At 39.1% G+C, this 13978-nt stretch carries 15 protein-coding genes and 2 pseudogenes; 5 read left to right on the forward strand and 12 right to left on the reverse strand.

Features of this window, described 5'->3' with window-relative positions:
- Positions 1–63: 63 nt before the first annotated feature.
- From NSS78_RS12250 to NSS78_RS12265, 4 genes are read right to left on the reverse strand one after another with little or no spacing between them, the layout of a single operon-like run.
- Positions 64–1212, reverse strand: a complete 1149-nt coding sequence (locus NSS78_RS12250) for a bifunctional cystathionine gamma-lyase/homocysteine desulfhydrase (protein ID WP_003216259.1) — start codon at positions 1210–1212, stop codon at positions 64–66.
- Between the two features lies 1 nt (position 1213).
- A complete protein-coding gene (locus NSS78_RS12255) occupies positions 1214–2137 on the reverse strand; it encodes a cysteine synthase family protein (RefSeq protein ID WP_137054929.1) in 924 nt (307 codons plus the stop codon).
- Between the two features lie 46 nt (positions 2138–2183).
- On the reverse strand, positions 2184–2879 hold the full coding sequence (mtnN, locus tag NSS78_RS12260; protein WP_050943689.1) for a 5'-methylthioadenosine/S-adenosylhomocysteine nucleosidase: 696 nt from the start codon (positions 2877–2879) through the stop codon (positions 2184–2186).
- A gap of 15 nt (positions 2880–2894) precedes the next feature.
- Positions 2895–3536 carry a class I SAM-dependent methyltransferase gene (locus tag NSS78_RS12265; protein ID WP_050943688.1) on the reverse strand — a complete coding sequence of 214 codons (642 nt, stop codon included), beginning with the start codon at positions 3534–3536 and terminating at the stop codon, positions 2895–2897.
- Positions 3537–3722: 186 nt separating this feature from the next.
- Here NSS78_RS12265 and NSS78_RS12270 point away from each other — a divergent pair, with 186 nt between their 5' ends.
- Positions 3723–3926 (forward strand): YrzA family protein, encoded by a 204-nt coding sequence (locus tag NSS78_RS12270; RefSeq protein ID WP_034620637.1) that lies wholly within the window; start codon positions 3723–3725, stop codon positions 3924–3926.
- Positions 3927–3961: 35 nt separating this feature from the next.
- Here NSS78_RS12270 and NSS78_RS12275 read toward each other — a convergent pair whose 3' ends face one another.
- The 3 genes from NSS78_RS12275 to greA all read right to left on the reverse strand — a co-directional run bounded on the left by NSS78_RS12275 (position 3962) and on the right by greA (position 6961).
- Positions 3962–4627, reverse strand: a complete 666-nt coding sequence (locus NSS78_RS12275) for a YrrS family protein (protein ID WP_050943687.1) — start codon at positions 4625–4627, stop codon at positions 3962–3964.
- 67 nt (positions 4628–4694) lie between these two features.
- Positions 4695–6437: a penicillin-binding protein 2 gene (locus NSS78_RS12280; RefSeq protein WP_327839430.1), complete on the reverse strand. Its 1743-nt coding sequence runs from the start codon at positions 6435–6437 to the stop codon at positions 4695–4697.
- Positions 6438–6487: 50 nt separating this feature from the next.
- Positions 6488–6961 (reverse strand): transcription elongation factor GreA, encoded by a 474-nt coding sequence (greA, locus tag NSS78_RS12285; protein WP_003216248.1) that lies wholly within the window; start codon positions 6959–6961, stop codon positions 6488–6490.
- 1022 nt (positions 6962–7983) lie between these two features.
- On the opposite strand from greA, the gene NSS78_RS12290 reads away from it, so the two are divergent.
- The 3 genes and pseudogenes from NSS78_RS12290 to NSS78_RS12300 all read left to right on the forward strand — a co-directional run bounded on the left by NSS78_RS12290 (position 7984) and on the right by NSS78_RS12300 (position 9792).
- The gene (locus tag NSS78_RS12290; RefSeq protein ID WP_309217011.1) at positions 7984–8571 is read left to right on the forward strand and encodes a hypothetical protein; all 588 of its coding nucleotides are present in this window, start codon (positions 7984–7986) and stop codon (positions 8569–8571) included.
- 132 nt (positions 8572–8703) lie between these two features.
- Complete coding sequence (locus NSS78_RS12295) at positions 8704–9534, forward strand: hypothetical protein (RefSeq protein WP_212046154.1); 831 nt, start codon at positions 8704–8706, stop codon at positions 9532–9534.
- 71 nt (positions 9535–9605) lie between these two features.
- Positions 9606–9792: pseudogene (locus NSS78_RS12300) on the forward strand (hypothetical protein).
- Between the two features lie 46 nt (positions 9793–9838).
- Here the strand turns inward: NSS78_RS12300 and NSS78_RS12305 are convergent.
- From NSS78_RS12305 to NSS78_RS12315, 3 genes and pseudogenes are all read right to left on the reverse strand, one after another.
- On the reverse strand, positions 9839–10339 hold the full coding sequence (locus tag NSS78_RS12305; protein ID WP_137054925.1) for a hypothetical protein: 501 nt from the start codon (positions 10337–10339) through the stop codon (positions 9839–9841).
- Between the two features lie 124 nt (positions 10340–10463).
- Positions 10464–10667 (reverse strand): hypothetical protein, encoded by a 204-nt coding sequence (locus tag NSS78_RS12310; RefSeq protein ID WP_249118298.1) that lies wholly within the window; start codon positions 10665–10667, stop codon positions 10464–10466.
- A 256-nt stretch (positions 10668–10923) separates the two neighbouring features.
- A pseudogene (locus NSS78_RS12315) lies at positions 10924–11079 on the reverse strand (DUF5776 domain-containing protein); the annotation flags it as partial.
- Positions 11080–11228: 149 nt separating this feature from the next.
- Between NSS78_RS12315 and NSS78_RS12320 the strand changes: the two are divergent.
- Positions 11229–11987: a site-specific integrase gene (locus tag NSS78_RS12320; RefSeq protein ID WP_212046155.1), complete on the forward strand. Its 759-nt coding sequence runs from the start codon at positions 11229–11231 to the stop codon at positions 11985–11987.
- A 71-nt stretch (positions 11988–12058) separates the two neighbouring features.
- Here the strand turns inward: NSS78_RS12320 and udk are convergent, their stop codons facing one another.
- On the reverse strand, positions 12059–12685 hold the full coding sequence (gene udk, locus NSS78_RS12325) for a uridine kinase (RefSeq protein ID WP_003216283.1): 627 nt from the start codon (positions 12683–12685) through the stop codon (positions 12059–12061).
- A 7-nt stretch (positions 12686–12692) separates the two neighbouring features.
- A complete protein-coding gene (locus NSS78_RS12330; protein ID WP_212046156.1) occupies positions 12693–13961 on the reverse strand; it encodes a U32 family peptidase in 1269 nt (422 codons plus the stop codon).
- Positions 13962–13978 lie beyond the last annotated feature (17 nt).

A 13978-nucleotide genomic window follows, 5' to 3' on the forward strand; every position in this document is an offset into this window, starting at 1 on the left:
CTTCCTGTTTAACATGTCTATTGATAGCTTAACATAGTAAAAGAAAGGTAGTGGCATGTAAATCTATCCATTCACTAGTGCGTTTAGTCCCTGCTTCATATCATTCAGTAAATCATCCACATCTTCAATCCCGACAGATATACGAATTAACCCATCAGTGATGCCAAGCTCCTCGCGGCGGTCTTTTGGAATGGACGCATGAGTCATTCGAGCAGGAACAGAGATTAAGCTTTCAACCGCTCCAAGGCTTTCTGCGATCGTAAACAGCTTAAGCTGACTTAAAAACACATCGACATGTTCTTCTTTTCCAATGTCAAAAGAGATCATGCCGCCGTAGCCTGATGCTTGCGTTTTTGCAAGTTCATGTCCAGGGTGAGCATCAAGACCTGGGTAATAAACACGTGTGACTGCTGGATGTTGTTCTAAAAACTCAGCGATTTTCTGTGCATTTTGCTGATGTGCTTCCATTCTTAGTCCAAGCGTTTTGATTCCTCTCATGAGAAGCCATGAATCCTGCGGTCCAAGAATTCCACCAGTAGAATTTTGAACAAAATGCAGTTCTTCCCCAAGCTCTTCAGTCGCTGTTACAACTAGCCCGCCTACGACATCACTGTGGCCGCCTAAATATTTAGTGGCACTATGCAGGACAATGTCCGCCCCATATTCAATCGGCCTTTGGAAATAAGGTGTGAAAAATGTATTATCAACAATCATTAAGATGTTGGCTTCTTTTGTCAATTGGCCGATCGCTTTGAGATCAGTCATTTTCAGTAAAGGATTGGTTGGTGATTCAATGTAAACCGCTTTTGTTTCAGGTAAAATCGCCTTTTTCACTGCTTCAGGATCACTTGTGTCAACAAAGGTCGCTTGAATGCCAATACGGTTGAGTACCTTTGTGATGACGCGGTACGTTCCGCCGTATACGTCATCTGTCAGGACAATATGATCTCCGCTGTTAAACAGCATCATCACTGCCGTAATGGCAGCCATTCCTGAACCAAATGCGTAGCCGTTTGCTCCTCCTTCAAGGTCACGAATGACGGTTTCTAGTGCCGTTCTTGTTGGATTCGCAGTTCTTGAATATTCATATCCTGTATGTTCGCCTGCTTTCGGCTGCTTATATGTGCTCACTTGATATATCGGCACAGACACAGCGCCCGTTTTTTCATCACCAGTTGTTCCGCTGTGTATCATCATTGTTTTTCGTTTCATTTTATTTTCCTCCCTCATAAATTCCTTTACTTAAATACCGTTCACTGCTGTCAGGAAAAATGGTGACGATGACTGTCCCAGGTGCTGCCTTCTTCGCTTCTTCTAAAGCGGCAAATAACGCTGCACCCGAAGAACTCCCGATGAGAACGCCTTCTTTTTCAGCAGCTACTTTCACCATTTGGAAAGCATCATCATCACTGACGGTATATATCTCATCGAATAAAGCAGATTCCATATAATCTGGGATAAATTCAAGGCCGATTCCTTCCGTTCTATGCGGACCCGGATCTCCTCCATTTAAAATCGATCCTTCAGGTTCGACAACAACTGTTTTTAACGCAGGATGCTGCTCTTTTAAATAGGCAGCACACCCTTGAAAAGTCCCGCCAGATCCCGCTCCTGCCACGAATACATCGATATTTCCTTGCAAATCGGACCATAATTCTGGGCCAAGTGTTTTATAGTAAGTCAATGGATTTACTTGGTTTTTAAATTGTAAAACGCAATAGGCATTGTCAAGGCTTGCCTCTAGTTCAAGGGCTCGATCAATCGCACCCTGCATGCCCTCTTTTCTTGGTGTATGAATAATCTCTGCACCGAGCGCTTTCATGAGCTGTTGTTTTTCTTGACTAAAATGTTCTGGTACGCAAAAAATGGTCCGCAATTGATGCTTTCTTGCACTGAGGGCAAGCCCAATTCCTGTGTTTCCAGCAGTTGCTTCAATGATGGTTCCACCAGGGCGCAATTTGCCAGATGCTAATGCTTCTCTTATGAGCATATCACCTAAACGATCTTTAATACTTCCACCCGGATTCATCATTTCAAGCTTTGCATATACCTCTACACCTTCCGGGATGCCGATTCCTGACAGTTTTAAAAGCGGTGTGCGGCCAATTAATTCTGTAATATCCTTTATGACAGCCATATGATTCCCTTCCTTTGTATGGAAAAGAAGGGGGAATCCCCTTCTTTTATTGAGTTTGCTTTATCATACGCAAGACAAGGTCGGTTGAGTGAATCGCTGCTTGTTCAAGAAATTGATCAAATGAGACATTGGATTCTTTCCCTGCAATATCAGATAGCGCTCGAACGACAACAAATGGCGTTCCAAAGAGCTGGCAAACTTGTGCAACGGCTGCGGCTTCCATTTCCACCGCATATAGCTCTGGAAACTTCTCTCTCACAAACGCTACACGATCCGGATCATTCATAAATGAATCTCCGGTTGCAATCGTTCCTTTTGCCACTTGGATATGATCGATCTCTAAAGCCGATTCCTCTGCCAGCTTCACAAGCTTTTCGTCTGCAACAAAAGCAGCTGGCAATCCTGGTACTTGTCCGTATTCGTAATTAAAGATCGTGACATCCACATCATGATGTCTAACATCAGTAGAGATGACAATATCCCCTACATTTAATGTGTGATGGAAACCGCCAGCTGATCCTGTATTGATCACATAATCCGGCTGAAAGCGGTCAAGCAGAAGTGTTGTGCTGACCGCTGCATTCACTTTTCCAATCCCTGATTTTAATAAAATCACTTCTTTATCTTCATAAACACCTGTTGTGAATTCACACCCAGCGATGTTTTCTTGTGTAGCATTCTTTAGTTGATCTCTTAATATCGTCACTTCTTCTTCCATTGCACCTATGACTGCGATTTTCAAATCAAAAACATCCTTTCATTCCCTTTTCTTCGCTTCTACGATCCAAACAAAATCATTCATTTGATGAAAGGACGTACTAAAACCTTCTTCTTCAAAGATTTGCTTTAGCACATCAATGGATGGATAATATTCTGTTTCTAAATCTTCAGCAAGCTGATCGAATCCTGCCGCTTTCGCTTTGTCAATTTCAGCTTGATGTGCTGCTTGATTTTGAAACATTGTATCAGCAAAGACTATTTTACCATCTGAGTGAAGGATGTTGCTATAGGTGTGAATGGCTTGTTTTTTTTCTTCGTCCGTTAAATGGTGGAAAGCATATGAACTGACGATTGTATCCGGCTCAAATGGCAGCGCTGGAAATGATAAAAAATCCCCATCATGAATCACATCGGGTATTCCCTTTTGAAGAGCCGCTTTCTTCATGGCGTCTGATGGTTCAACGCCAAATACGTTCTTATCAGCTGCGAGCAGTGCCGCTGTTAAATTCCCCGTGCCGCTTCCAAACTCAAGAACATCTTGACCTGCACGCAGAACAATTTCTTTTAAAATAACCGGATACCGGCGAAACACTTCTTCATACTGCTCATCATGACCACTTACCGTGTCGTCATAAGAGTCAGCCCAATGATCAAATAAAGAAAGAAACTCACGTCCCATTTTCTTTCCCTCCACTTTATCTATTTATTCCTATGCGTATAGTATGTTTTAATCCGTCGAACAGTTCCTATCCTACCACATCTTCAGTTTCTTTCCTACTAAAAAATACTGGGAGGGGTAGAAAAATATTTGCTCTTTTAGAGGAGAGAGATTAAGATGAATGAAGAGTATGGAGAGGTGAATCAAATGGATTTCCAGTTGGATTTTCTAAAGGATAAAATTGAATTCTTTGAAGCATCGTCTTTAAAAGAACTTGAACAAAAGATCCAAAAACAAATTGAACATAATCAGGCAATCTTGCTGACCGTTCATTCTGTCAGTCATCAAACGACTGTGATCGATGACCGGATTTTGTATACAGCGGTTGTTCATTTTAAGGCGAATATCTAAAAAAAGATAGCATGGCTGCTATCTTTTTTTCATGTTTATTTTAATTTTTCAACCTTTACAGGTTTCCAGCCTTTTTCATCTACCCATGTGATTTCCACGCGGTAGCGTTCGCCTGTTGATTTGTCACGGATGGTTCCCTTTGCATCTTGAGGGCCTCCGTTATTTCCTAACCAAAGAACTGTCATTTGATCTTCTGAAATTCCCGTTGCATAGGACATGGCTTTCATCATTTCTTTCCAGTCTTTTGAGTTAGAATCATAGGTTGCTGTATGTGAACCGGATTGCTCTGTTCCTACAGGCTCCCAGTCATCGCTTTCGTATGTTTTGTCTACGTCACTCGTTTTGCCGCCATCTGTTTCTTTGGCGTCTTTTAACGCATCTTTATTAGGCTCTTTTTCATCATCTGACTTCTTCGCATCGTCGTCTTGATCAGATGAGTCATCTTTTTTTGCATCTGAATCATCGGATGTGTCTTTCTTTTGATCTTTCACATCTTCATCTGATTTTTGTTTATTTTCACTTGTTGCAGGCGCTGTTTTAGATGGTTCTTTCGCTACATCTGTGTCTTTCGGTTTATTAAAAATTAATAAACTCGTTGCGACCACCAAAATAAGCACCACAACGATACCAATTAATATGTTAAGCACCATATTGGCCTTTCTGCGCTTATCACGATGTTCAAATCGAGAATTTCTACTCAAAATCTCTGCACTCCTTTGCCTCTGTTCCCTAAGTCGTTACTATTTTAACATGACATGAAGGGATGTTCTATGTCTGTTTCTTTTCAATTTCGTTGACCTTTTTTACAATATCATAAAACGCATCATTTGTCTTAGCCCGCCCACTTGTCTCATCAAGGTGAACAACGACAAGAGCATATTTTGGTTTTTCCACCGGAAAGTATCCAGCAAACCACTTATGATAAAGCGGATTCCCCTTTTTATCTTTACTGCCAGTTTGGGCAGTGCCTGATTTCCCCGCCACATCAAATGGAAGGTCTCGAAACCTTCTTCCTGTTCCTTTGTCAGACGTTACCACCTGCCTTAAGTACCTTTGCAGTTTTTGTGCTGTATAGCGGTCAATACTGCCCCCTTCTGGTCGTTTGTTTTGAAAGGTTAGCATCGTTGTTCCGTTTTGATACAGCACTTTTTCAGCGATTTTCACTTCTTTTCGTTCTCCGCCTCTTGCAATCGACGCCATCATATTGGCCATTTGCAAAGGAGTCGTTTTGACATTTTTTTGCCCTATTGCGGTTTGGGCAATAGCCTTTTTAACATGCTTGTCTCTTTTATCCCCCCACACATTGCCGGTTTCTTCACGATCAAACTGTTTGAAATGCTGCTTATGATAGACATCCCCTTCCCAGCCAGCTCGATCAATGAGTCCAAGCTTTGCAGCCGTCTTTTCAATGATTTGATCATCTGTTTGGATCAGCTTGTCAGCAAGTGTTGCAAAGGTATAATTACAGCTCTGCGAAAAGCTCTCAGACAGATTCAGGACTTCCTGCGTTCCTTCTGGCTCTCCATATAAATTCTTTCGACAGTCATACATCGTTTGTGGCTGGTCGAGGTTTTTTTCGATTGCTGCGGCAAGTACAGCGGTTTTAAAGACAGAGCCTGGTGCCATGGCAGTCAGCATGTAATTTCTTGCTTCATGCCGGTTTTTGCTTGTGACGTTTGGCATACTTGCCATCGCCAGCACACTGCTGCTTTCAATGTCGAGCAGAACGGCCCCGCCTTTTTCGACGCCCTGGTCTTTCAGTACCTTCTCCATGTCAGCTTGCATGTTTTCATCAATTGTTGTTTGAACTTGAAGAGGATAAAATGAATGAGCCTCTGCTGTATATTTGACGTCCATCCCAAACAAAGGGTTTCCCCTTCCGTCCACATGATATAACAATTTTGTGTCTTGCTCGGGTAATAAAAATTCGTCAAAGGTACTTTCCAGCCCAAAAGTGCCGATTTCTGTACGGATGGAAAGCTCTTTTTTGTCAGGATAACGCTTTCTGAGCAATTCTGGATTCTCGCTCGTGAAGCCTAATGTGTGGAGGGCAAGTCTTTTTTTGTCCTTCTCTTTCATATATACGCCGTACACACCTGAATATTTCATATCATTGATGTCTTTCAGCTTTTTTTTCGTGATGTCATCTTTGAGAATCAGAGGTTTTTTGGTTTCTATCAGCTGTTTTTTGAGTTCATCTTCTTCCATCTCAAGAATAGAGGCGGTTTGTTTTAAATGAGGAAGATCATATTGCAGAAAAGGAAATAAGATCACCGCAGGCTGTTCTTTTGTGAGAAGCGCCTCGCCGTTTCGATCTAAAAATTCACCGCGGCCATCTGAAATGACCACTTCTTCTGTACGCTGTTTGACACTTTCTTGTATTAAATTGATATCAAGCTTTGAAAAAGATTCTGTGAAAAACAGTTGAATTTCTGCCAGTCTGATGAGAAGACCAAGCAGCAGTATAAATATAATAGCACCTGTCCATTGAATTCTACGTTTTTTGCGCATAAAAACACCTCGTCCCTATTGTGGACGAGGTGTTTATCGTATAAACGTGATTATGAAATTTTTACAATTTGGACGAACATTTCTCCGCCAGGTGTTTGAACGGTTACTTTGTCGTCTACTTGTTTGCCTAATAGGCTTTTTGCAATTGGTGAATCGTTTGAAATCTTTCCTTCGAACGGATCAGCTTCTGCACTTCCGACGATTGTGTAAGACTCTTCTTCTCCGTCTGGTAATTCAACGAAAGTGACTGTTTTACCAAGTGAGACAATATTTGAGTTTCCTTCATCTTCGATAATTTTGGCATTGCGAATCATATTATCAAGCGTAGTGATACGCCCTTCTACAAACGCTTGCTCTTCTTTAGCAGAATCATATTCCGAGTTTTCAGAGAGGTCTCCAAAGCTTCTAGCAATTTTAATACGCTCTACAACCTCTTTACGTTTAACCGTTTTCAAATGTTCAAGCTCTTCTTCTAATTTACGTTTTCCTTCTTCTGTCATTGGAAATACTTTCTCTTGTGCCATGAATCATTCACTCCTTCTATTAATCCTCATCATACATACTTTCTGCACGTGAGTGACGACTGAAATATACAAGAATGAGGACTTCTTCATGCCCTCATTCCTTCTGTCCCATATTTGTAAAAGTCCATCTTACATGGCGGCCCTTTTAGATGCAACTATTATGCCTTTTCTCAGATAGGACCATCCGCAGCGGTCAAAAGATGATCTATCTTATCGCACAAACTGTGGAAAGGCACAGGAAGCTCCTGTACCTCGTTCGCCATTTCGATCATATGTAGAAGAATAGCTTATCCATTCTCCATCTTCCCAATACATAATATGGTCAGTGTACGATATGTCTATGCTATATTATTACATAATTGCTTTTTGATCAAGAATTGTTTGAAAATTTGTGATGATTTGTTTGTCGTTTTTTTAATATACTTTTACAAAATCGAAACCACTTCAATATTCAGCTTGAAAACGACATTTTTCTACATCTATTTCACATCATTGTTTTCCTATCATATCAAATCTTTCATTCAAAGTGTTACTTCTTAAAATATTTAAGCAGCTTCTACTTTTAGAAACAAGTGAAATATGGTATTTATTCTCTTTATTATGATGTTGAAAAGACCTTTACAATGTAAAGGTCTTTTTCTTCTCCACCGTTTACTCTGCTCGGTTTTGAAGAATCGTTTGAATTTTTGTCACCATGAGGTCAATGGTCTTGATATGTTATTTATTGATAACGAAAAAACCCAATGCTTTCAGAGTTTCTCCCTGTTCCACTATGTTGCTATTTTCATTATTTTTAGATCAATTATATTTTTTTGTGGGCAATCTGTGGGCAGAGACAGATTTTGCAACAGAAATCTTTTTGAATACTGTTTTTAGATTCATACTTCTTCAAAAACCCTTTGTTTTTAAACTTCAATTATGGATATTATGGTAAACTATTATGGAAAATAATTGTTATGGAGGGTTTATATTGAATCACATAAAATCGTGTTTCTTCCTATTACTATGTATTACATTGTTAAGTGGATGCAACACCACTTCAAAAGAAAGCGGGACAACAACCACAGAGAGTGAAAGCTATAATTCCAATAACAAAAACATTAGATAAAGTTGGTGACAGTTTATACGACCCTGATACTGGAACAATCACTTTAAACAATGTAAAAGATATAAGCGATAAAAAGGTCCAAATAGGTAATTTGAAAATTGTTTTCAACAATATAAAAGTTATTACAGTCACCGATCTTACTGATAAATTCAAAGCTGAATTGGAGGAACATTTCGATGGGAAACTAAATAAATTCACTTATGCCCAAATCCTTTATGAAACAGAAAACACAGGTAAAGATCAAATCTCTTGGAGAGGATTTAGAACTGCTGTCACTCAGGGAAAACACCAAGTGAATTTAGATTTTGATTTATATATGGGATTACCAAATCCATCATCTATAGAAATGTTGCCAGAATTAAAATTGGAAAATAACATGGTCTGGATTCCTGTAAAAGAAAATGAGAGGGCTATTAGAATAAAAGCCGAAGATGTATTAAAGAATGACAACAACAAGCCTGATGCAATCGTCTATGGAAAAGAAGTAAGTTTTGATATCTAAGGAAGTTCATCATGACTGATCTTGAAGAGTGGTCATCATATTTGAAGATTTCGTTGAAAACTATTCATAAATTCCTTTATTGTTATATAATGGTTATTTACTTAAAAGAGCGCCATTCTTAGGGGGAACAAAATGGGAATTTTCATTTCAATATTTGCCGGTTTAATGATTATAGGAATTTGTGTAGGACTTATTCTATTAATTTTCTCGAAATCAAGGAAAGTAGGAAAAGGCGTTTTTATTACTTGTCTTCTTATATTGTTATCAATATCATTTTTGAATTCATTTGTTTGGAAATATGAAAGCTCAGAAATAGCATCAATAACTCCTGAAAAATATAATCAATTAAAGGAAGGTATGACTCCTAAAGAAGTTAAGAAAATTGTTGGTGGTTCCGCTAGATCAGAAGAAATAAAAGAAGATAATTATTTCATTTGGGAATATGAAGGGGAAAAAGGAATTGAAAATGATGCCTCGGCAGACTTAATATTTGAAGATGATCGACTAAGTTCTAAATTTGAAAGTGGTTTGCTGACAAAGCACAATGAAACAGATTCCGAACAGGTATACGAGTCAGAAGTAGCAGGTGAAGAAGATGAATTAGAATCTTTGAAAAGTGATGCTGAATATGAAATTGAATCTATTGTAGAAGATAATTACACTACTGCCTCAATTGAAAAAATTGAAATTAATGAAGATATGGGATCGAGTGAGCCAAATAAATTAATTGCTCTTGTTCACTTGTCATTTGATGCAAAGAATTCTGCTCAAACCTCTTATAATATGACGGAAATGTTTAGTGAAGATCTAGCTGCTAAGATTGGATCGGATAATGACTCAATTTCGCAGTTATCCGTATTCTGGAAAGTGCCATACAAAAGCGATAAGAGCGCAGCCAAATTCTCCTACGAACGATCAGGGGATAACATGATAATTAAAAGCAAATCAACCATTCTGAAATAGTCCTTCGACTTGAAGGGCTATTTATTTCCGTTTATAATCGAACGTATATTCCATTTTACAGGAGGTACGCCATGACCGATCTTGAAAGGAAACTTTACCGAATCATCTACAACATGAGCAGATAAGAATCCCTCGATGGATGACCTTAAAAGGAAAACGGGTAAAGATAAGCCAACGATTCGTAAGGCGATTAAAAACCTTATGTCAAGAAATGAAATACAATGGGATAAAGAGAAGAAAACGTGGAAGTTCAAGTAATGTAAAAAAAGCCGCCCAAATGGACGGCTAATTTCACATAATAATCTTATTCATATTGAGCAGGAGCAATTTTGGCTACTGGCGCACCACAAACCAGCATGAATGCGAATAATATAGGCGGCTTAATTGCTATATTCATAACTGCAAGAGCGCCTAATACAGATATCCAATCTCCCTTTTCAATTGATTTTTGCAGATGCTTTAATGTGCCCTTAGCGACACCAATTGCATCCTCGACACAGCGAGTTACTGTGTTACTTTTTGTAGTCACTTCTTGATTCATGTATTTTGCAAAAGCGACCATTCCATCTTTCACTTCAGCCGAGTAAGGTGACTTTGCAAGCTCTTCGTCATTAATAACGAAGCCCTTTTTCTCAGAAACGATAATCTTTGTGAAAATGTATTCAATTTCTTTTAAAGACTTATCGATTTGTTCTTCTGTCAAACCTTCTAATCCCTTTGTGCTTTGTGTCTTTGCGGCAGCAGCTGGCGCAAATGCAGTTACAGCCAGAACTAATGCTAACATGAAAAATAATAATCTCTTCATATTAAAACCCCCTTTAAGTTTTCGAAATAACTTTATCATACATTTTTAGAAAATAAAGGGTTTTAATAGAGAGTTAATCTCTTATTACAAAAATCGACATATCGTGACACATAATAGTTGGGTGTTAACCCCACATAAATAGAAGGAAGAATGATAGCGTCCAAGCATATATACCAAGCATTACGAATACTTTCAGAAAACTCTCGTACTTTGTAAGAGGACGTTCCTTTTTTAATTTCGACAATCGCCGATGAAGAGCATAACCAGATAACAACAGTATTAATTGACCAATTTTCGAGACATTCTCCAATATATCTATGCCATTCATTATAGTTCACCTCCTAATTCAGAGAAAAATCAAACAGTCCACACGCTGACTTTTAATCACTATTCAACGTGATTTCAATTTATTATCGCAAATATCCTTTCACTTTCCAATATTTATGTAAAAATAAGCAATAAGAATCATGACACATAATAGGTGAAAACCTCCTTTTGCTGCTTGTTTTCGAAAATATATAGGTGAACTTGTGGTAACTGAATAAAGACAAAAAAGCCCCTCCAATAAGGAAGGGCTTCTCTGTTTACTTCTGTTTAACTTCAATATATTTAGATGCAGCTGTGATATAAAGACCTGATTTCAGTTTATACATTTTTGACCCGTTGACCGTAACGGACTTATCAATCGTAAATGCTTCACCCGGCTTTACTTTTTTGTGCTTTGCTGACCAGTTCGGCTTATCATAGACCCATAGTCACCCGTCAGCATTCGGCTTCACTACGGTCATTTTAACGCCTTTTGGTGCCGTTTCCTTTTTAGGGCTTGTTTTATAAGATCGCACCAGAGTATGCTAAAAACACATGAACTAATATTCATCAAGTTTTTAATATGATGATCAGTGAAGCTGTGCGAGATTCTTACTTTAAGGATAACCCAATTCATGCCGTGAATCTTCCGAAAAAGGCAAAAGAGAAAAAAGTAGAGGAATTAGATGAAGATTTAAAGGATATGAAATTTTGGGAGAAAGAAGAATTAAAACTGTTCCTTCAAGTTGTCAGCAGAAAAGGGCGTCCCAGAGATTTAGCTATGTTTCTCCTGCTCATTTATTCGGGTTTGAGGATAGGTGAAGCAGTTGCATTGACATGGGATAAAGTAGACTTTAAAAAATCGGAGATTAAAGTGAGATACACTCTTTTTAGAGAAAAAGATTTAAAGAGTAATTATGAATTACTCAGTCCCAAAACTGAATCGTCTATTCAAAATGTACCTGTGCCACCTCAAGTCATAATGCAATTAAGGATTTTAAAGAACGTTCAGGAACAAGTAAAGAATGATGTGGGCGAACTATACAAAGATGAAGATTTCGTTTTTGCTGATAATTCTGGAATGCCTGAACCGGCTCGAAACTTCAATTATAGAATGGCCACCTATATAAAAAAGGCGGGTGTTACAAAAATAACACCCCACAATCTTAGACACACATATGCGTCTTTGCTTTTTGCAGCAGGAATAGACCTTAAAGAAGCACAAAGGCGCTTGGGCCACTCTAGCTCCAAAACCACTCTTGATGTCTATTCGCACGTAATGCGTGAAACAAAAATAGAATCTGTTATACAGTTTAACGCAATAGCAAATGATATTTTTTAGAATATTTGTGGGCAGAAAGTGGGCAAAGTCATCTAATTACACTTTGCTCACTTGATTACACCCCTATTAAATCAACGATCTTGAAGAATCGTTTGAATTTTTGTCACCATTAAGTCAATCGCCACATGATTTTGGCCGCCTTCTGGGATGATGATGTCAGCGTATCGCTTTGTCGGTTCAATGAATTGATTATGCATGGGTCTGACAACAGATACATACTGTTCAATCACAGAATCGATTGAACGGCCTCTTTCTTTCGTATCGCGTAAAATGCGGCGAATGATGCGAAGATCTGCATCTGTATCGACATACAGTTTAATATCCATTAAGTCTCTTAGACGTTCGTCTTCTAGTGCAAAGATGCCTTCAACAATGATAACATCCTTTGGTTCAACATGGACAGTCTCTTCTGAACGTGTGTTGAGCTTGAAATCATATATTGGTTTTTCAATGGATTCGTACTTTAAGAGCTGTTCCAAATGCTCAAACATCAGGTCATTGTCGAATGCGAGCGGATGATCATAGTTCGTAAGCAGACGCTCTTCAAATGGCATATGACTTTGATTTTTGTAATATAAATCTTGCTGAAGCATGAGGATGGAATGTCCTTTAAATTTTTCATAGATTGAATTGGTGACGCTCGTTTTACCTGAACCCGAGCCGCCAGCAATCCCAATGACAACTGGTTTACTCCTCATGTGCCTGTTATTTCCCCTTTCTCATCATGTTGCTTGGGTATACTTTTTGATCTAGCTTGAATTTGACGATTTGTAGCGGATGACGAGCGGCATCTAGTTCATTTCCTTTTTCATCCCAAATCGTCTCAATTTTGCATGTGAAATTCTCAATTTCTGGTCCGAAAAATTCGACTTCGTCACCAGCTTTAAAGAAGTTACGCTGCTGCAATGTGACGATTTGTTCTTTTTCATCATAATGAAGAACGAGACCTGCGAAATCAAAAGTCGTTTTCTTTCCATGAATGCCAAACATTTGCTCATCCGTTCCTGGTACACCTTCAAAAAAGGCTGGTGCTGTATCGCGGTTTGCACATTTATCTAATTCATCTAACCATTCCTGCTTAATGACAAAATTGTCCGGGTCTGCACAATAGGCGTCGATGACTTTGCGATACACACTCACGACAGTTGCCACATAATGAATTGATTTCATTCGCCCTTCGATTTTCAAGCTGTCAATTCCCATTTCGATCATTTGAGGAATGGATTCGACAAGCTTTAAGTCTTTTGGACTCATCGCAAATGATGCGTCTTCCTCTCCAAATAATGGCGCTTCCTCAGAACCTTCTAGTTTATAAAGATCATAATCCCAGCGGCAGGACTGGCAGCAGCCTCCGCGATTAGAATCTCTTGCCGTCATATGGTTACTGAGCACGCAGCGGCCAGAGTAAGCAATACACATCGCACCGTGAATGAACGTTTCAATTTCAATATCGACCTTTTCTTTCATTTCTCTAATTTCCAGCGCACTTGTCTCGCGAGCCAGCACCACACGCTCAAGCCCTTCTTCTTTCCAAAACTGAACAGCTTTCCAGTTCGAAAGAGATTGCTGTGTGCTTAAATGGACTTCAAGCTTCGGTGCGACACGTTTACACGTTTCAATGATCAGCGGGTCAGCCACAATAATGCCCGCTACTCCAGCGCCTTCAATCCCTTGAAGGTATTCCTCCAGCCCGTCCATGTTTTCGTTGTGGGCAAAGATATTCGTTGTCACATAGATTCGTGCACCGTATTTTTTTGCAAATGCAACACCTTCAGCCATTTCCTCAATCGAAAAGTTATCGGCATTTGAACGAAGTCCAAATTCTTTTCCGCCTATAAAGACAGCGTCTGCTCCGTAATGTACAGCAATTTTCAGCTTTTCCAAGTTTCCTGCTGGTGCAAGCAGTTCTGGTTTTTTTGTAATGACACGTTTCCCGTCAATCATTTCAGAAATACCATCTTTCAATAGTGCCATTTCCTCTGCCTCCTCTT

The sequence above is a fragment of the Bacillus sp. FSL W8-0920 genome, assembly GCF_038593215.1.
GTDB classification, from domain to species: Bacteria; Bacillota; Bacilli; order Bacillales; family Bacillaceae; genus Bacillus; species Bacillus pumilus.

Bases quoted from the DNA above. Each gene is read 5' to 3' on its own strand.
- NSS78_RS12305 (WP_137054925.1), bottom strand. From the start codon at position 10,339: ATGAAGAGATTATTATTTTTCATGTTAGCATTAGTTCTGGCTGTAACT.
- NSS78_RS12270 (WP_034620637.1), top strand. From the start codon at position 3,723: ATGGATTTCCAGTTGGATTTTCTAAAGGATAAAATTGAATTCTTTGAA.
- NSS78_RS12280 (WP_327839430.1), bottom strand. From the start codon at position 6,437: ATGCGCAAAAAACGTAGAATTCAATGGACAGGTGCTATTATATTTATA.
- NSS78_RS12250 (WP_003216259.1), bottom strand. From the start codon at position 1,212: ATGAAACGAAAAACAATGATGATACACAGCGGAACAACTGGTGATGAA.
- udk (WP_003216283.1), bottom strand. From the start codon at position 12,685: ATGAGGAGTAAACCAGTTGTCATTGGGATTGCTGGCGGCTCGGGTTCA.
- NSS78_RS12320 (WP_212046155.1), top strand. From the start codon at position 11,229: ATGATGATCAGTGAAGCTGTGCGAGATTCTTACTTTAAGGATAACCCA.
- NSS78_RS12330 (WP_212046156.1), bottom strand. From the start codon at position 13,961: ATGGCACTATTGAAAGATGGTATTTCTGAAATGATTGACGGGAAACGT.
- NSS78_RS12265 (WP_050943688.1), bottom strand. From the start codon at position 3,536: ATGGGACGTGAGTTTCTTTCTTTATTTGATCATTGGGCTGACTCTTAT.
- NSS78_RS12310 (WP_249118298.1), bottom strand. From the start codon at position 10,667: ATGAATGGCATAGATATATTGGAGAATGTCTCGAAAATTGGTCAATTA.
- greA (WP_003216248.1), bottom strand. From the start codon at position 6,961: ATGGCACAAGAGAAAGTATTTCCAATGACAGAAGAAGGAAAACGTAAA.
- NSS78_RS12295 (WP_212046154.1), top strand. From the start codon at position 8,704: ATGGGAATTTTCATTTCAATATTTGCCGGTTTAATGATTATAGGAATT.
- NSS78_RS12255 (WP_137054929.1), bottom strand. From the start codon at position 2,137: ATGGCTGTCATAAAGGATATTACAGAATTAATTGGCCGCACACCGCTT.